Annotated in this window: 12 protein-coding genes; 5 read left to right on the plus strand and 7 right to left on the minus strand. The window is 23.9% G+C overall.

Annotation, left to right across the window (positions count from 1 at the left end; genetic code table 11):
• Positions 1-42: 42 nt before the first annotated feature.
• Positions 43-621, plus strand: coding sequence for an elongation factor P (gene efp / locus RJU59_RS00100; protein WP_343128625.1), 579 nt, complete (start codon positions 43-45; stop codon positions 619-621).
• Positions 622-702: 81 nt separating this feature from the next.
• Here the strand turns inward: efp and dnaC are convergent, their stop codons facing one another.
• Genes dnaC through rsmD form a run of 3 tightly spaced genes read right to left on the minus strand, consistent with a single transcriptional unit; the run spans position 703 to position 2,616 of the window.
• Positions 703-1,443: a DNA replication protein DnaC gene (gene dnaC / locus RJU59_RS00105; protein ID WP_343128626.1), complete on the minus strand. Its 741-nt coding sequence runs from the start codon at positions 1,441-1,443 to the stop codon at positions 703-705.
• A complete protein-coding gene (locus RJU59_RS00110) occupies positions 1,443-2,006 on the minus strand; it encodes a DnaT-like ssDNA-binding domain-containing protein (protein ID WP_343155165.1) in 564 nt (187 codons plus the stop codon). The genes dnaC and RJU59_RS00110 overlap by 1 nt, the downstream gene beginning before the upstream one ends.
• A 37-nt stretch (positions 2,007-2,043) precedes the next feature.
• The gene (gene rsmD, locus RJU59_RS00115; RefSeq protein ID WP_343155166.1) at positions 2,044-2,616 is read right to left on the minus strand and encodes a 16S rRNA (guanine(966)-N(2))-methyltransferase RsmD; all 573 of its coding nucleotides are present in this window, start codon (positions 2,614-2,616) and stop codon (positions 2,044-2,046) included.
• Positions 2,617-2,778: 162 nt separating this feature from the next.
• On the opposite strand from rsmD, the gene ftsY reads away from it, so the two are divergent.
• The 4 genes from ftsY (at position 2,779) to metE (ending at position 9,082) form a co-directional block, all read left to right on the plus strand.
• Positions 2,779-3,831 (plus strand): signal recognition particle-docking protein FtsY, encoded by a 1,053-nt coding sequence (gene ftsY / locus RJU59_RS00120; RefSeq protein ID WP_343155167.1) that lies wholly within the window; start codon positions 2,779-2,781, stop codon positions 3,829-3,831.
• A 168-nt stretch (positions 3,832-3,999) separates the two neighbouring features.
• A complete protein-coding gene (gene rpoH, locus RJU59_RS00125; RefSeq protein ID WP_343128630.1) occupies positions 4,000-4,860 on the plus strand; it encodes an RNA polymerase sigma factor RpoH in 861 nt (286 codons plus the stop codon).
• 59 nt (positions 4,861-4,919) lie between these two features.
• Positions 4,920-5,723, plus strand: coding sequence for an HAD family hydrolase (locus RJU59_RS00130; RefSeq protein WP_343128631.1), 804 nt, complete (start codon positions 4,920-4,922; stop codon positions 5,721-5,723).
• A gap of 1,067 nt (positions 5,724-6,790) precedes the next feature.
• Entirely contained in the window at positions 6,791-9,082 is a 2,292-nt protein-coding gene (metE, locus tag RJU59_RS00135; protein WP_343155168.1) for a 5-methyltetrahydropteroyltriglutamate--homocysteine S-methyltransferase, read from the plus strand.
• Between the two features lie 95 nt (positions 9,083-9,177).
• Here metE and purH read toward each other — a convergent pair whose 3' ends face one another.
• The 4 genes from purH to rplL all read right to left on the minus strand — a co-directional run bounded on the left by purH (position 9,178) and on the right by rplL (position 19,895).
• The gene (gene purH / locus RJU59_RS00140; protein ID WP_343155169.1) at positions 9,178-10,776 is read right to left on the minus strand and encodes a bifunctional phosphoribosylaminoimidazolecarboxamide formyltransferase/IMP cyclohydrolase; all 1,599 of its coding nucleotides are present in this window, start codon (positions 10,774-10,776) and stop codon (positions 9,178-9,180) included.
• A 143-nt stretch (positions 10,777-10,919) separates the two neighbouring features.
• Positions 10,920-15,164, minus strand: a complete 4,245-nt coding sequence (rpoC, locus tag RJU59_RS00145; RefSeq protein ID WP_343155170.1) for a DNA-directed RNA polymerase subunit beta' — start codon at positions 15,162-15,164, stop codon at positions 10,920-10,922.
• An 80-nt stretch (positions 15,165-15,244) separates the two neighbouring features.
• Entirely contained in the window at positions 15,245-19,273 is a 4,029-nt protein-coding gene (gene rpoB, locus RJU59_RS00150; RefSeq protein ID WP_343155171.1) for a DNA-directed RNA polymerase subunit beta, read from the minus strand.
• Positions 19,274-19,523: 250 nt separating this feature from the next.
• The gene (gene rplL, locus RJU59_RS00155) at positions 19,524-19,895 is read right to left on the minus strand and encodes a 50S ribosomal protein L7/L12 (protein ID WP_343155172.1); all 372 of its coding nucleotides are present in this window, start codon (positions 19,893-19,895) and stop codon (positions 19,524-19,526) included.
• Positions 19,896-19,917 lie beyond the last annotated feature (22 nt).

Consider the following 19,917-nt stretch of genomic DNA (forward strand, 5'->3'; position numbering starts at 1 on the left):
TAATTTCAAAAAAAAAAAAAATAAAATAAAAAAATAAAAAATATGGTACTATATTATAGTAATAGTTTTAAAAAAGGAATAAAAATTGTTTTTTCAAATATTCCTTATATTATAGAAAATAGTGTATTTGTAAAACCAGGAAAAGGACAATCGTTTGTTAGAACAAAACTACGAAACATTTTTTCAGGAAAATTAATTGATAAAACATTTAAATCCACTGACTCATTTGAAAGCGCAGATATAAATACTACTAAATTAATTTATTTATATAGAAATAAAGATACATGGTTTTTTATGGATAAAAAAAATTTTGAACATTTTTCAGTAAATAAAATAATTATTGGAAACCTAAATAAATGGATAATAAAACAAAATACTTACACAGCACATATTTGGAAAAACAAAATAATTTCTATACATAAAAATAATTTTGTAAATTTAAAAGTTATTAATTTCGTTTATAATATAAAAGGTAATTCAATTAATTCAGGAAATAAATTAGCTGAATTAGAAACTGGAGTTAAAGTAAAAATACCATTATTTATTGAAATTGGAGATATAATTAAAGTAGATACAAGATCAGAAGAATATATATCTAGAATTACAAAAAAATCTGATTAAAATAAACTTTTTTTTAAAAAAAATAAACACAAATTCTATTTTCATTAAAAATTAATATTGAAAAAAATATTTTTAATGAAATTAATATTCATTTCCTTTAACATTCTTTCTATAACTATCCCATTCAAAAGTCAACCACAAACTATTTCCTAATCTCATCCTATCAATAACCCTTTCTCCTAATAGAGATTTCATTCCTTTATGATCTAAATTTGATAACATTCCAGTAGATCTTTTAGAAGAAGATCTTCGATCTACTATTTGGTTAATAATAACTTTTTCATATCTTGATTCTGTCTGCATTCCAATTTCATCAATCATTAATAAATCAACAGAACTAAAATCATGCAATAGATTCTCTTCAGTAACATTACTAGTACCATTAAAAGTACCTTTCATATGTGACATTAAATCTGCTACTGTAACAATTAAAACAGTTTTTCCATTTATAATTAAATAATTTCCAATAGCTGAAGCTAAATGATTTTTTCCTGTACCAGGTCTTCCTGAAAAAATAAAACTTGCTATATTTCCATTAAATTCTTCAGCATATCGTTTAGCAGCAGATAACACTCTTTGATGACCTTGATGTTCTATTTTATAATTATCAAAAGAACAATTAATATATAATTCTCGTATTCCTGAACGACCTAAAATTCTTTGCATTTTCATAGCTTGATTTTCTCTTAATATTGATTCGGAAGATATACGACCTTCTTCTTGATTCCATGCTAATAAATCTGATTCTGTATTGAATTTCGGTTGAACATTATTTGGTATTAATCTCTGTAATCTTTTTAAAAAATTTTTTTGATTTTTCATTATTTATCTCTAAATCCATCTGGTATTTTTTGATCTGGAGTAGCAACTTCATTGATGTCTCTTTTGTATTTATTGACACTATATAAAATTGATCTACTTTTTTTAATACTATGCGCTAATTTTTGTTGCCATTGAATATGATAAAAAAAACGACCTTCTGCTTTCCAATAAGATATAAAAGATGCAATTTCTCCTTGCGTAGGAAAATTTTTTAAATTGATACCCCAAATTGCAGATTTTTTTAAAAAATCTTTATCAGGCATCCATTTTTCATGAATTTGAAATTTTCCATGTAAATTAATTTTATTATATTCTAATTGTTCTATTTTGTTTAAATTCTGAAATATTTTTTTTGTAAAAATAATATTATCTTTTTTTTTATTATTATTTATTAAAGATAAAGATTTCATTTGCTGAGGAGTTAAAATATACATAATAGTTTTTTTTTGATCCTTTATTTCTATAATTTTATTTTTAGAATATTTTATTATTTTTTTATAATTATTAGAAAAAACATCTAAAGTAATCTGATAAAAAGGTTTAAATTTATTAATTGATGACAATTTAATATTCCTGTAAAATATGTATTGATAAAATGTTTTAATTTTTATTTATATACAAACTATATATTGTAGTACCAGATTTTTTTTTTTTATATAAAATCCATGTTTCTGGGATTTTTATAGTTGAATTTTTATATGAATATTCTATATATATTAATGTATTTTTTTTCGTGTACTTTTTTGTATATAAAAAAAATATTGTTTGATTAATTAAATTTAGATGAAAAGGTGGATCAATAAAAATTATATCGTATTTAAAATTATTTTTTTGTAACCAATGTAATGTATTTGTATAAATTATTTTTAAATTTTGAATTGATAATTTTTTTAAATTACTTTTTATAGATAAAAAATTTTTTTTTTTATTTTCTAAAGATACAACTGATGATGCATTTCGTGATATTGCTTCTATTCCCAATATTCCACTTCCAGAAAAACAATCCAAACAATTTGATCCAATTATATGTGGATCTAACCAATTAAATAATGTTTCACGAATTATAGAAGTAGTAGGTCTCATATCTTTATTATAAAAAGCATGTATTTTTCTAGAACCAAATTTTCCGCTAATAATACGAAGATATATTTTTTTTTGTAATTTTTTTCTCATATTTTATATAATTTTTTATTGTATTATAATTTTTTATTTTATATGTATAATACATATATTAATTAAAAAAATTATTACATAATATAATATTACAATATTAAAAATATTTTTTACAATTTTTTTTAATAAAATAAAAATTTTTATAATTTAATAGGAGAAAAAATGTCAAAAAAAAAAAGTTTTTTTGATTTTTTAAATTTTAAGAAAAAAAAAAATATAAAAAATAAAACAAAGATCATAAAAAACAGTGATGTAATTAAAAATATAAATATTAAAAATAATAATAAAACGAATACTGGATTATTTAATAATCTAAAATCCAAATTAAAAAATACTCGAAATAAAATAAATGATAAAATAATAAATTTATTTTTTAAAAAAAAAAATATAGATTTAAATATTTTTTTCAAAAAATTAGAAGAAGAATTATTATTATCTGATATAGGAATTAATACTACTGTAAAAATTATAGAAAATCTTAAAAAATATTCACAAAAAAATAATATTTCAGAAAAAAAAGAGCTTTATATTATTCTTAAAAAAATTTTATTTAATATTATCAAAAATGTTTCTATTCCTTTAGAATATAACTCTAAAAAACCATTTTTAATTTTAGTAATTGGAGTTAATGGTTCAGGAAAAACAACATCTATAGGAAAATTATCTAATTATTATATCAAAAAAAAAAATAAGAGTGTAATTCTAGCAGCTGGAGACACTTTTAGAGCTGCAGCAATAAAACAATTATCTATTATTGCACAAAAAAATAATATTCCTATTATTTCTCACAAAAATAAATCAGATTCTGCTTCAGTAATATTTGATGCTTTTAAATCAGCTCAATCAAAAAATATTGATATAGTAATTGCAGACACAGCTGGTCGTTTACATAATAAAAAAAACTTAATGGAAGAGTTAAAAAAAATAATTCGTGTTACAAAAAAAATAGATATTCAAGCTCCTCATGAAATTATGTTGGTTATAGATGCTACAAGTGGTCAAAACGTTTTAGAACAAGTTTATTCCTTTAAAAAATACGTAGAAGTTACTGGTTTAATGATTACAAAATTAGATGGAACGGCAAAAGGAGGAGTAGTATTTTCTATTTCTAATCAATATTCTATTCCCATTCGCTATATTAGTATAGGAGAAAATGAAGAAGACATAGAAATATTTAAACCTAATAAATTTATTGATTCTTTATTTACAGATTAATAAAAATGTTTATAAAATTTAAAAATATAAATACCAAAAATATAATTAATAAAAAATATTTTTATCAAAAACATAAAAATATATTCTTTGATTTATATTTTTTGTTAAAGTATTATAAAAAAAGTAAAAATTTTTTTTTAAAAAATAATTTTTTTATAAGAGATCAAAATGATTAAAAAAATGCAAAAATTATCCTGTAAGTCTTTAGATAACTTAGATGCATATATTCGATCAGCTTATTCATGGCCCATGCTATCTTTAAAAGAAGAAAAATCACTCACCCATCTCTTATATTATAAAAGTGATTTAAAAGCAGCAAAAACTTTAATACTATCTCATTTACGTTTTGTTATTCATATATCCAAAAATTATTCAGGATACGGATTATTACAAGCTGATTTAATACAAGAAGGAAATATAGGTTTAATGAAAGCTGTTAAAAAATTCAACCCTGAAGTAGGTGTACGATTAGTTTCTTTTGCTATTCATTGGATAAAATCAGAAATACACGAATATGTATTACGAAATTGGAGAATTGTAAAAGTTGCAACTACTAAATCTCAAAGAAAATTATTTTTTAATTTACGAAAAAATAAAAAAAGAATTGGATGGTTTAGCGAAAATGAAATAAAAAGCGTTGCTAAAGAATTAGGTGTTAGTACAAAAGATGTTAGAGAAATGGAATCGAGAATGTCTGCTCAAGATATTGCATTTAATCCAAACCCTGAAGAAAAATATTATGATAATAAACAAATAAATATAAATTTTTCACATTTAAATGACTATAATTCAAATTTTGCAAGAAATTTAGAAGAAGATAACTGGGATATACATAATACTAATAAATTAAATAATGCTTTATTAATACTAGATAAAAGAAGTCGTGATATTATTCATTCCCGTTGGTTAAATAAAAATAAAAAAATTACTTTACAAAAAATTGCAAACAATTATGGAATTTCTGCAGAACGTGTTAGACAATTAGAAAAAAATGCAATGAAAAAATTAAAAATAGCAATTGAAAGTTAAATTTTATAATCATAATTTTTTATATAACTATTTATTATACACAAAAGAGATATTTATACATGTATCAAGTAATTGTATGCGATTTAGATGGAACCTTGTTAGATACCAATTATCATATTAATGAATATACTAAAAAAATATTAAAAAAAGTTGTAATGGAAAAAAATATTCACCTCATTATAGCTACTGGTAGAAATTATATTGATGCAAAAAAAGTACTAAATGAAATAGGAGTTTCAGGTTTTATTATTTCTTGTAATGGTTCAGAAATATATAATAAAGAAAAAAATAAAATATTTAACTGCTATATCAATGAAAAAACAACTTATAGATTATGTAAAATTGCGTATTTAGAAAAAGAAATTACTACACAAATATATTATAATAATAAATGGTATGTACAAAATTATTTTGTTCATAATCCAAAATTACAAGCATCTTTTTCAATGAAAAGAATAGGATATAAACCTATTTTTTTTAAAAATAAACCAGTGAATAAAGTATTTTTTACATCCAATAATAAAAATAAATTAAAAAAATTAGAAAAACAAATTCATCAAGAATTACATTCTCAAATAGAATCATTTTTTTCTAGTAATTATTGTTTAGAAATAACTGAAAAATTAGTCACGAAAGGAACCGCATTAGAATTTATTTCAAAAAAATGTTTATATATTCCTCTTGAAAAATTCATGTCCTTTGGAGATGGTATGAATGATAAAAGTATGCTATCAATATCAGGAAAAAGTTTTATCATGAAAAATGCGGATCCAATTTTAAAAAAAAAATTACCTAATATAGAAATCATCGAAAGCAATAAAAACAATGGTGTTGCTGTATGTATTAAACGATATTTTCTATAAAATTTTTTTATATTAAAAAATATATATTTATGAAATATTTTTTATAAAAATATTTATTTTTATAATTTTTTAATTTTTTTACAATTATTTTATTTCATATAATTAATGAATTTATAAATAGTAAAAAATTTTTGATTCATAGCGAATAGCAGAATATAATATTTTTCATAAACCTAATCCTATTCGCTAAGTAATACTACTACCTTATTTTTCAAAAATATTTATTAACCAAAATAAGTAAATAATAAATACATAGATTATATTTTATCATTGGTATAATCAATAAATAATTTAATACATTCTTAAATTTTGTATTTATTTTATTTTTTTTAAAAAAATTTCATATATTCAATTTTTTATATACTGAATATACTATGAATATTTCTGAATCAAAATATTCAAGAATAATATATTTATTTTTTTATATTAAATTTATATTTATAAAATCAAGTTAATTTTATTTAAAAATAAAAAAATAAAAATAAAAAACAAATTACTGCTTAAAATAATACCGAAAGTAAATACTAAATCTCTTTTTTTTTGTTATTAATTTAAAATAGAAGATAAAAATTGATATTTATATCTAAACGAATAAAAAAAATATCCTATTTTGTATGAAAAATATTAAATGTTAGAATTAATTATTAAATACAATTATGATATCGACTCATAATATTAATTTTTTCATTTTTAACGTAATTAAAATTCTGAATAATATTTTTTATATCAGATGATAATCTTTTAGATAATTCTAAAATCATTTGATTTTATAATATAAATTTTACAAAATTACTCGTTTTATAAATAAAATGAAACATATTTTTTTTAATTTTATTAATTTGACAATATAAATATTATTACGTTTTATGCAAAAATATATCTGTTTTTTTTATTGATCTTATATCATAAAAAATTATGAAGTTTTGAATGTTTAATTTCTATCATAAACTTCCTTTATACAATTAATTAATTTTTTTATTTTTTATTTTTTATAATACTATAATCATATATGGACCTAAAAAAATTATAGTATTTAAATTAAAATATATCTTTAGGAGTATATATTTGTGAACATTATCAATCATATACTTGGATTTCCTAGAATAGGAATAAACCGAGAACTAAAAACAGCACAAGAAAAGTATTGGAATAAAAAAATATCTCAACAAGAATTAATGAATATAGGAAAAAAAATAAGAAAGAAAAATTGGGAGCAACAAAAAAAACTAGGAATTGATTTACTACCAGTAGGAGATTTTGCTTGGTATGATCATGTACTAACTACTTCTATGATGTTAGGAAACATACCTGATAGACATCGTAGTTTTAATAATAAAATTGGATTGGACACTTTATTTTTCATGTCTAGAGGTATTTCTGAAACAGGAAATTCTGCTCCTGCTTCTGAAATGAAAAAATGGTTTAATACTAATTATCATTATATTGTTCCCGAATTTACTATTAATACTGTATTTCAATATTCTTGGAATCAATTAATCGAAGAAATAGATGAAGCATTATCATATGGACATAACATTAAACCTGTATTGTTAGGTCCATTAAGCTATTTATGGTTAGGAAAAGAAAAAGATAATAAAGTAAATAAATTAGATTTATTAAATAATATTTTAAATGTATATAAAAAAATTATAAAAAAATTAAATAAAAGAAATATTGAATGGGTTCAAATTGATGAACCAATTTTATCTTTAGATCTTCCAACCGATTGGCTAGATGCATTTATTTATTCATATAAATTTTTATATAATAATAAAAAAAATATAAAAATACTGTTAACTACATATTTCGGAAGCGTAGAACATAATATGGAAATTATTCGTGATTTATCTATTGATGGAATACATTTAGATATATTATCTTCTAATAATCACGACTTAATACAAATAAATGAATCAATTCCAAATAATTGGTTATTATCTTTAGGTATTATTAATGGTAGAAATATATGGAAAACAGATTTAGTATATTGGTTTTATAAAATAAAAAAACTTATAAAAAATAGAAAAAAAATATTTTTAGGATCATCATGTTCATTATTACATTCTCCAATAGATTTAAATTGTGAAAAAGAATTAGATCAAGAAATAAAAAGTTGGTTTTCTTTTGCTATACAAAAATGTACTGAACTTTATTTATTAAAAAAAGCATTACTACAAGATGATATAAATGATTTACAAATATGGAGTGAACCTATATTTTCTAGATCAAAATCAAATAAAGTACATAATACAACAGTAAAAAAAAGAATACTAGAAATTGAAAATTTAATACCAAATAGAAATAAGATGTATAAAAAAAGAATTGTAGAACAAAAAGAAAAATTACAACTTCCTATTCTACCAACTACAACTATTGGTTCTTTTCCACAAACAAAAGAAATACGAAAATTAAGATCTGATTTTATAAATAAAAAATTAGATAAAGAAAAATATATACAAAAAATTAAAAAAATTATATTTGAAAATATTCAAAGACAAGAATCATTATCTTTAGATGTATTAGTACATGGAGAACCTGAAAGAAATGATATGGTAGAATATTTTGGACAACATTTAAATGGATTTGCTTTTACTTCTAATGGATGGGTGCAAAGTTATGGATCAAGATGCGTAAAACCACCAATAATTATTGGGGATATTTATCGTGATAAACCAATTACGATAGAACTAATAAAATATGCACAATCATTAACAAAAAAACCGGTAAAAGGAATGTTAACTGGTCCTGTTACAATATTATGCTGGTCATTTCCTAGAGAAGATTTGTCAAAAAAATTAATAACCAAACAAATAGCTTTAGCATTACAAGATGAAGTATTAGAATTAGAAAATTCTGGAATTAATATTATTCAAATTGATGAGCCTGCTCTTCGAGAAGGTCTACCTTTAAGAAAAAAAGAACAAAAAAAATATTTAAAATGGGCAGTTGAATCTTTTAAATTGAGTTGTTATGGAGTTAAAAATAGTACTCAAATTCACACTCATATGTGCTATTGCGAATTTCAAGATATCATACAAGATATAATTAACTTAGACGTAGATGTAATAACTATAGAAACATCTAGATCCAGTACGAAATTATTAAGTTTATTAAAAAAATTCAATTATCCTAATGAAATAGGACTTGGAATATATAATATACATTCTCCCAATATACCAAGTATTGAAAATATGAAAAAATTATTAAATAAATTTATACAATATTTTCCAATAGAACGTTTATGGGTAAATCCGGATTGTGGTTTAAAAACAAGAAATTGGATTGAAACTGAAAACGCATTACAAAATATGGTCGAAACTGCAAAAAAAGTAAGAAAAGATCTTTTAAAAAATAAATAAAAAATTTATATACAAGATGTTATTTATTTAAGAAATAAATAAATAGCATCTTTAATTTATATTAAATTAATATTTAATTATACTTTAAAAAATTTTTAATGTTTAAAACAACGAAAATTAGTAAAAATCATCGCTATATTATTTTTATTCGCCGATTCAATACTTTTATCATCTTGTATAGATCCTCCAGGTTGGATAATACAAGAAATTCCTTTTTCAGCAACTGAATCTACGACATCTTTAAATGGAAAAAACGCATCTGAAGCCATGATTGCATTATTAGTAGAAATATTATTATTTTTAGCTTTCATATTTGCAATTAAAACAGAATCTATTCTGCTCATTTGTCCAGCTCCGATTGCAATTGTTTGATTATTTTTTGCATATACTATAGCATTAGATTTTACAAACATAGAAATTTTAAATGCAAATATTGCATCTTGTAATTCATGCTTTGTTGGTTTTCGATTAGTTACTACTTTCCATAATTTATTTTTCTGTATAGAATAATTATTATTTTGAATCAAAAAACCACCACGAACATTTCGAATAGAATATTTTTCAATATTTTTTTTATTTTTCTCTTTATTATATTTTAATACTCTAATATTAGGTTTAGTATATAATATTTTTATAGATTCTTCATCAATATCAGGAACTAAAAGCACTTCTAAAAACTGATTATTTATCATAAATTGCGCAGTTTCTGAATTCAATTTTTCATTGATAATAATTACTCCACCAAAAGATGAAATAGGATCACTTAAAAATGCATTTTTATATGCTTGTAAAATACATTTATTTGTAGCTACAGCACAAGGATTTCCATGTTTTAAAATAATACAAGTAGGACAAACAAAGTTTTCTATACAATCTAAAGCAACATCACAATCAAGTATATTATTATAAGATAAACTCTTTCCTTGAAGAATTTGAGTATTTAATATTGTATTTTTTAATATATTTTTTGATTCTATATATAAAGAAGATTGTTGATGTGGATTTTCCCCATACCTGAGATCTTTTTTTTTATACATAATAAGATTAATTTCTTCAGGTAAATCACTAATTTTTTTTTTTTTTACTAATATTCTATTTAACAAATAATTATGAATAGATTTATCATATAACTGAGTATATTTAAATGCTTTAATTGCAAAATTTAAACGTATTTTTTCTGGAATATTTTTATTTTGTATACACATATATTTTTGTATCAATTGAATTAAAAATTCATAATCTTTTATTTCAACAACCACTAGTACATTAGCATAATTTTTTCCTGCTGCTCTAACTATTGCCGGACCTCCAATATCTATATATTCCATAATATCAATAACATTATTTGTATTTTTTTCAATTATTTTTTCAAATGGGTAAAAATTAGAAATAACTAAATCAAATAAAATAATTTTATGTTCTTCTATTTCTTTAATATCACTTGTATTATTTTTTAATATACCTCCAAATATTTTTGGATGTACTGTTTTTACACGACCTTTTAATATTTCTGGAAACTGTGTATAATCTGATAATTTATATACTTGAATATTTTTTTTTTTTAAAAATTTAAAAGTTCCTGTTGTAGCAAAAATTTTAAAATTTCTTTTTATTAATTCTTTTGATAAATAAAAAATATTTTTTTTATTATATACACTAATTAAAACGTTTTTTCTTTCTATTTGGTTTTTCATATTTTTAAAATATATTAATTTCATTTAAAAATAAAATAATAATATATTATATAATTTTTAAATAAATTTTGTGATTAAATCTTGAAAACATACAGTTTAATAAGTTTTCAAGATAATTTTAATGATTTGATTAAAAAATATATTTAATTTAAATCAGAATTTAGCATTTCTGATAAATTAGCAGATGCTTCTTCTACAGAAGATAAATTGGAATTATTGATATTATTTTTTACAATTTTTTTATTCAATTTAGATTTTCGATTTAATAAACGTTCTTTATGATAAGAATATCCAGTACCTGCAGGAATTAGTCTTCCTACAATAACGTTTTCCTTTAAACCACGTAATTCATCTTTTTTTCCTGCTACAGCAGATTCTGTTAAAACTCTAGTAGTTTCTTGAAAAGAAGCAGCTGATATAAAAGATTCTGTTGCTAACGAAGCTTTTGTAATTCCTAATAAATCACGAGTAAAAGTAATTGGTTTCTTTTTTTTGCTTAAAATATTTTTATTTGATATTCTAATTTTTGAATATTCTACTTGTTCTCCATTTAAAAAATCTGAATCTCCAGGAAAAACAATAGTTGCTTTTCTTAACATTTGTCTAATAATAACTTCTATATGCTTATCGTTAATTTTTACTCCTTGTAATCGATATACATCTTGTACTTCATTAACAATATATCTTGTTACAGATTCTACACCTCTTAATCTCAATATATCATGTGAAGATTCTGGACCATCAGATATTACATCACCTTTTTCAACTGTTTCTCCTTCAAATACATTTAATTGTCTCCATTTAGGGATCATTTCTTCGTAAGGTGTTTTTTTATTACCTTTTATAGGGGTAATAATTAATCTTCTTTTTCCTTTTGTTTCTTTTCCAAAAGAAACAATTCCACTAATTTCAGATAATATAGCTAATTCTTTTGATTTTCTTGCTTCAAAAATATCTGCTACTCGAGGTAATCCACCTGTTATATCTTTAGTACCTCCAGATTCCTGTGGAATTCTAGCAAGTGTATCTCCTGCATTAATCATAACAGAATCATTAATTTGTATTATTGATTTACCTGGTAAAAAATATTGTGCAGGCATATCAGTTCCTGGAATAAGAACATCTTTTCCGTTTTGATTAATTATTTTTAAAGCTGGTCTTAAATCTTTTCCAGAAGCAGTTCTTTCAGAAGTATCTAGTACTATAGTAGAAGTTAATCCTGTAAGTTCATCTGTTTGTCGAATAATACTTTGTCCTTCTATCATATCTAAAAATTTAACTAATCCATTAACTTCTGTTATTACAGGCATAGTATGTGGATCCCACTTTGCAACTACATCACCCGATTTTGCTATTTTTCCATCCTTTTTTTCTATAATAGCACCATAAGGAACTTTATAACTTTCTTTTACACGACCAAGAGTATCAATCATTTGTAATTCAACATTTCTAGATGTTATGACAACTTTTCCTTCTAAATTAATGACAAATTTAGCATTTTTTAATTTTATTTTTCCTGTTGTTTTTACTTGAATATTAGATTCCGTAGCCATTCTTGAAGCAGCACCTCCGATATGAAACGTACGCATAGTAAGTTGTGTTCCTGGCTCTCCTATAGATTGAGCTGCAATTACACCTACTGCTTCTCCTTTTTTTACTAAATTACCTCTTGCTAAATCTCTTCCATAACACTGTGCGCATACTCCAAAATTTGTTTCACAATTTACTACTGATCGTACTTTAATACTATCAATAGAGTGTTTTTCTAAAACATCACATAAAAGTTCATTTAATATTGTATTTCTTTTAATTAATACTTTACATATATTATTTTTTATAAATTGAACATCTTCTGCTGTAACACGACCTAAAACTCGGTCTCTTAAAGGTTCTTTTACTTCACCTCCTTCTATAACAGGAGTCATGATTATACCTTCTCTCGTTTTACAATCATCTTCTGTAATAACTAAATCTTGTGCCACATCAACTAAACGTCTTGTCAAATAACCGGAATTAGCTGTTTTTAATGCAGTATCTGCTAATCCTTTTCGTGCTCCATGAGTAGAAATAAAATATTGCAATACATTTAAACCTTCTCGAAAATTAGCAATAATAGGTGTTTCAATAATAGATCCATCTGGTTTTGCCATTAAACCTCGCATTCCCGCAAGTTGTCTAATTTGAGCAGCGGATCCTCTTGCTCCAGAATCAGCCATCATAAAAATACTATTAAAAGATTTTTGAATTTCTTTTGATCCATTTGCATTAATAAAATATTCCGTAGATAAATTATTCATCATAGCTCTTGCAACTTTCTCATTAGCAGTAACCCATATATCAATAACTTTATTATATCTTTCTCCAGAAGTAACCAAACCAGATTGAAATTGATCTTGAATTTCAGACACTTCATTTTCAGCATTAGTAATGATTTTATTTTTCTCAACCGGTATGACCATATCATCAATACCAACTGAAGTACCTGATCGAGCAGCATAATCAAAACCTGTATACATAATTTGATCAGCAAATGTCACCGTATCTTGTAATCCTAATATACGATAACAAGTATTTAACATTATAGAAATTGATTTTTTTCCTAATACTTTATTCACCATAGAAAATGGTAAACCACGAGGAACAATTTTCCATAATATCGCTCTTCCTATTGTAGTCACAATAATATTAATATTTTCTTTAAATGTATTATCTTCTTGTTTAGAATATTCTGTAATTTTTACTTTTACTACAGCATGTATTTCAGCTATATTTAAATTATAAACACGTTCTGCTTCTTGAGGACTACATAAGATCATGCCTTCTCCTTTTGCATTTATTTTTTTACGTGTCATAAAATATAGTCCTAGTACAACATCTTGAGAAGGTACAATAATAGGATCTCCATTCGCAGGAGAAAGAATATTATTAGTAGACATCATCAATGCTCTTGCTTCTAATTGTGCTTCTGAAGTTAAAGGAACATGTACAGCCATTTGATCTCCATCAAAATCTGCATTATATGCAGCACATACTAATGGATGTAATTGTATAGCTTTACCTTCAATTAAAATAGGTTCAAAAGCTTGTATTCCTAATCTATGTAATGTAGGAGCTCTATTTAGTAAAACAGGATGTTCTTTAATGACTTCATCTAATACATCCCATACAACTGATTCTTCTCTTTCAACCATTTTTTTAGCTGCTTTAATGGTACTAGCTAAATTTCTTAATTCTAACTTTCCATAAATAAATGGTTTAAATAATTCTAATGCCATTTTTTTAGGTAATCCACATTGATTTAAACGCAAATAAGGACCTACAGTAATTACAGATCTTCCAGAATAATCAACTCGTTTTCCTAATAAATTTTGTCTAAAACGACCTTGTTTTCCTTTAATCATATCCGCTAAAGATTTTAAAGGTCTTTTATTGGATCCTGTAATAGCTCTTCCTCTTCTTCCATTATCTAATAATGCATCTACTGCTTCTTGTAACATTCTTTTTTCGTTACGAATAATAATATCAGGAGCAGATAAATCTAATAAACGACGTAATCTATTATTTCTGTTGATTACTCTTCTATATAAATCATTTAAATCAGAAGTTGCAAATCTACCACCATCTAAAGGTACTAATGGTCGTAAATCTGGAGGTAAAACAGGAAGTACAGTTAAAATCATCCATTCTGGTTTGTTATTTGAATAAGAAAAAGATTCAATCAATTTAATACGTTTAGTAATTTTTTTTCTTTTAGTTTCAGAATTACTACTACTTAATTCATTTCGTAATTGATCACATTCTTTAGTAATTTTAATATTTTTTAACAATAACTGAATTGCTTCTGCTCCCATTTTGGCAGTAAATTCATCTCCAAACTCTTCTACTGCTTCTAAATATTGATCTTCTGTAAGAATTTGATTTTTTTTTAAATTAGTTACACCTTCTTTAATTACAACATATGATTCAAAATATAAAACTCGTTCAATGTCTCTTAAAGGTATATCTAATAATAATCCAATTCTAGAAGGTAACGACTTTAAAAACCATATATGTGCTATTGGAGCAGATAATTCAATATGTCCCATTCGATCTCTACGAACTTTACTTTGAGTTACTTCAACTCCACATTTTTCACAAATCACACCTCTATGTTTTAATCTTTTGTATTTACCACATAAACATTCATAATCCTTAATTGGTCCAAAAATACGAGCACAAAATAAACCATCTCGTTCCGGTTTAAAAGTACGATAATTAATAGTTTCAGGCTTTTTTACTTCTCCAAATGACCAAGATCTAATTGTATCAGGTGAGGCTAAGGCTATTTTTATAGAATCAAATTCTTCATTTTTATTTTGTGTTTTTAAAAACTTTAGTAGTTCTTTCACAAATTGAGCTCTCTTAGAAGTGAAATACTTTAATCTATTCAATTAAGTTTTTATTTATAATAATATAATTTAAACTTATTTTATTCGTTTTCTAATTCAATATTTATTGCAAGAGATCGTATCTCTTTTAATAAAACATTAAATGATTCAGGCATTCCAGGTTCCATATGATAATTACCATCTACAATATTTTTATACATCTTTGTTCTTCCACTAACATCATCTGATTTGACAGTTAACATTTCTTGTAATGTATAAGAAGCTCCATAAGCTTCTAATGCCCATACTTCCATTTCTCCAAATCTCTGTCCTCCAAATTGAGCTTTCCCTCCTAAAGGTTGTTGCGTAATTAAACTATATGAACCTGTAGATCTAGCATGCATTTTATCATCTACTAAATGATTTAATTTAAGCATATACATATATCCTACAGTAACAGGTCTTTCAAATTTTTCTCCTGTTCTTCCATCAAATAAATCAATTTGTCCAGAAGTAGGTAAACCGGTTAATTTTAAAAAATCTTTAATTTCACTTTCTTGAGCTCCATCAAATACTGGTGTAGATATTGGCATTCCGCTCTTTAAATTTTCAGCTAATTGTATAATTTCTGTATCTGAAAATTTTGAAATATCTACTTTCTGACATATATTATTTCCAATATTGTAAGCTTTTTCTATAAAAGATCGAATATCATGTATTTTATTAACATTTTTTAATAATTTTTGTATTTTTTCTCCAATTCCTTTTGCAGCCATACCTAAATGTGTTTCTAATATTTGACCGATATTCATCCGTGAAGGAACTCCTAAAGGATTTAAAACAATATCAACAGGATTTCCTTGATTATCATAAGGCATATCTTCTACTGGATTAATTTTTGATACTACTCCTTTATTACCATGCCTTCCAGCCATTTTATCTCCTGGTTGAACATAACGTTTGACTGCAAGATACACTTTTACGATCTTTAAAACTCCTGGAGCAAGATCATCACCTTGAGTAATTTTCTTTTTTTGTATTTCTATTTTTTTTTTAAAATTTTTTTTTAAAATATTATACTGATGATTTAATTGTTTAATTTTTTTGATTTTAATTTTATTTTTTATTTTTATATTAACCCATTTATCACAAGAAATATTATTAATTTTTTCTATAGAAATATTTTCAGATAATAATATTTCTTTCATTCTATAAAAAAGACTTAATTCAAATATTTTTAATTCTTCTGTTAAATCTTTTTTTATTTTTTTCAGTTGCATTTTTTCAATTTCTAATGCTCTTTTATCTTTTTTAATACCATCTCTTGTAAATATTTGAACATCAATAACAGTTCCAGAAACTCCATTTGGAACTCGTAATGAAGAATCTTTGACATCAGAAGCTTTTTCACCAAAAATAGCTCTTAAAAGTTTTTCTTCAGGTGTTAATTGAGTTTCTCCTTTAGGAGTTACTTTTCCTATTAATATATCACCTCCAGAAACTTCAGCTCCAATATACACAATGCCTGATTCATCCAATTTAGATAAAGCAGATTCTCCTATATTAGGTATATCAGAAGTAATTTCTTCGGATCCTAATTTTGTATCACGAGAAATACATGATAATTCTTGTATATGTATAGTAGTAAATCTATCTTCTTGAACTACTTTTTCAGAAATAAGTATTGAATCTTCGAAATTGTATCCATTCCAAGGCATAAAAGCTACTCGCATATTTTGACCTAAAGCTAATTCTCCTAAATCAGTCGCTGGTCCATCCGCTATTACATCACCTTTATTTACTTCGTCATTTAAAATAACGCATGGATTTTGATTAATACAAGTATTTTGATTTGATCTAGTATATTTAGTTAAGTTATAAATATCAATTCCAGATTCTCCAGAACTAGTTTCTGTTTCATGAACTTTAATAACTATTCTAGAAGCATCTACAAATTGAATTATTCCACTTCTTTGTGCAATTACCGTAACACCAGAATCAATTGCTACAGAACGTTCCATTCCTGTTCCAACCAATGGTTTTTCAGTTTTTAATGTAGGAACAGCTTGTCTTTGCATATTTGCACCCATTAAAGCTCTATTTGCATCATCATGCTCAAGAAAAGGAATAAGAGAAGCCCCAACGGATACTATTTGCTGTGTTGATACATCCATATAATTAACTTTATATTTTCCAAATAAACCTGATTCTCCTTTATGTCTGCAGGTAATTAATTCATCTAATAAAAATCCTTCATGAGATAAATTAGTATTAGCTTGAGCTATAATATAACTACCTTCTTCTATAGCAGAAAGATAATTTATCTCTTTAGTCACTATTCCATTCTTTACTTTACGATATGGAGTTTCCAAAAATCCAAATTTATTAGTTCGCGCATAAACAGATAATGAATTGATTAATCCAATATTTGGTCCTTCAGGAGTTTCTATAGGACATACTCTTCCATAATGTGTTGGATGTACATCTCGAACTTCAAAACCAGCTCTTTCTCTGGTTAAACCTCCAACTCCTAAAGCAGAAATACGACGTTTATGTGTAATCTCTGATAAAGGATTATTTTGATCCATAAATTGAGATAATTGACTAGAATTAAAAAACTCTTTAATAGATGCGGATATCGGTTTAGCATTGATAACATCTTGAGGTATTAAGCTATCAATATCTCCAATAGATAATCGTTCTTTTACTGCTCGTTCTACACGAATCAATCCTATTCTAAACTGATTTTCAGTCATTTCTCCTACTGACCTAACTCTTCTATTACCTAAATGATCTATATCATCTACATCTCCTTTTCCATTACGTATATCAATTAATTTTTTAATAACATTGATAATATCTTTTTTATGTAAAACTCCTGTATTACCACAATTATATTGATTTAATGATCGATTAAATTTCATTCTACCAACAGGTGATAAATCATATCTTTCTTCATGAAAAAATAAATTTTCAAAAAGATTTTCTGATGCTTCTTTTGTAGGAGGTTCTCCAGGTCTCATCATTCTATAAATTTCTATCAAAGCTGTTGTTTTATCAATAGTAGAATCTATTTTTAAAGTTTCTGATATATAAGAACCTTGATCTATTGTATTAGTAAATATAGTTTCAATACTAGAAAATCCGCATGATATAATTTTTTGTATTGATTCAATTGATAATGCTGTATTAGAAGATACTATTAATTTGTTTGTATTAGGATCGAAATAATTTTTTGATACAACTTTATTAATTAAAAATTCAATTGGAACAATAATTTTTTTTATTTTATGTAATTTAATTTTTTGAATATTTTTATTAGTAATACGTGATCCTTTTTTTATATATATTATATTATTTGATTTAATATCGAATAATGCTGTTTCACCCTTAAATCTATCAGGAATAAAATCCATTTCAAATTCATTATTAAAAATATTAAATATTGTTTTTTCAAAAAAAATGTTTAATATTTCTTCATTATTATAATTTAAAGCTCTCAATATTACTGTAACTGGTAGTTTTCTTCTTCGATCAATTCGTACAAATACATGATCTTTGGGATCAAACTCAAAATCTAACCAAGAACCTCTATAAGGAATAACACGTGCATTATATAATATCTTTCCAGAAGAATGTGTTTTTCCTTTATCACTATCAAAAAAAACTCCCGGACTTCTATGTAACTGTGATACTACAACTCTTTCAGTTCCATTAATAATAAATGTTCCATTTTTAGTCATTAATGGAATTTCACCCATATACACTTCTTGCTCTTTAATATCCTTAACAATTAATTCAGAATTTTCTCGTTCATAAATAATTAATCTTAATGTAACACGTAAAGGAGCTGAATAAGTCATTCCTCGTATTTGACATTCTTGTACTTCAAATATTGTTGTCCCTAACCTGTAGTTAACATATTGTAATTCAGCATTTTCACTATAACTTTTGATTGGAAATATAGATTTAAAAGATGATTCTAAACCACTTACATCTTTATCATCTTTTATAATAAATTTTTTATAAGAATCAAGTTGAATGGAAAGTAGGTAAGGAATTTCTAATACTTGTACTCTTTTTCCAAAATCTTTACGTATTCTTTTTTTTTCTGTATAAGAGTAAACCATAGTTTCCTCATCTATATAATAAGTATATTGACAGTTTATTTGTTTACAAATAAACTTATACCATTATTAATATATTTTTTATAAATCATAAAAATTTTTATAGTTTACATGTATTTTAATTATTTTTATTTTTTTTTTTTTAAATTATAAAAAATAAATATTTAATTAATATAATAACTGGTGACTTTTTTATATTTAGAGCCACCAGAACTAATTAATAGGTTAAAAAAATAATTTTATTTATGTAATTTTATTTAATATCTACTTCTGCTCCAGTTTCTTCTAAAATTTTTTTCAAATTCATTGCATCTTCATTATTTATTTTTTCTTTTATAACTACAGGAGCAGATTCTACAAGATCTTTTGCTTCTTTTAAACCCAAATTAGTTGCACTTCGAACTGCTTTAATTACAGAAATTTTATTAGCACCAATTTTTTTTAATAAAACATCAAATTCTGTTTTTTCTTCTACAGTTTTTACACTTTGATTGTTTGTTGTATTCATAGACATAGCAGCAGATACATCAAATTTTTTTTCTATTTCAGAAATTAATTCCATGACATTCGAAATCGACATTTTTGATATAGAATTTACAATTTGTTCTTTTGTAAGAATAGACATGATTATATTTCCTAGAAGTAAT

The sequence above is a fragment of the Buchnera aphidicola (Kurisakia onigurumii) genome (genome assembly GCF_039394605.1).
In the GTDB taxonomy this organism is placed as follows: domain Bacteria; phylum Pseudomonadota; class Gammaproteobacteria; order Enterobacterales; family Enterobacteriaceae; genus Buchnera_I; species Buchnera_I aphidicola_B.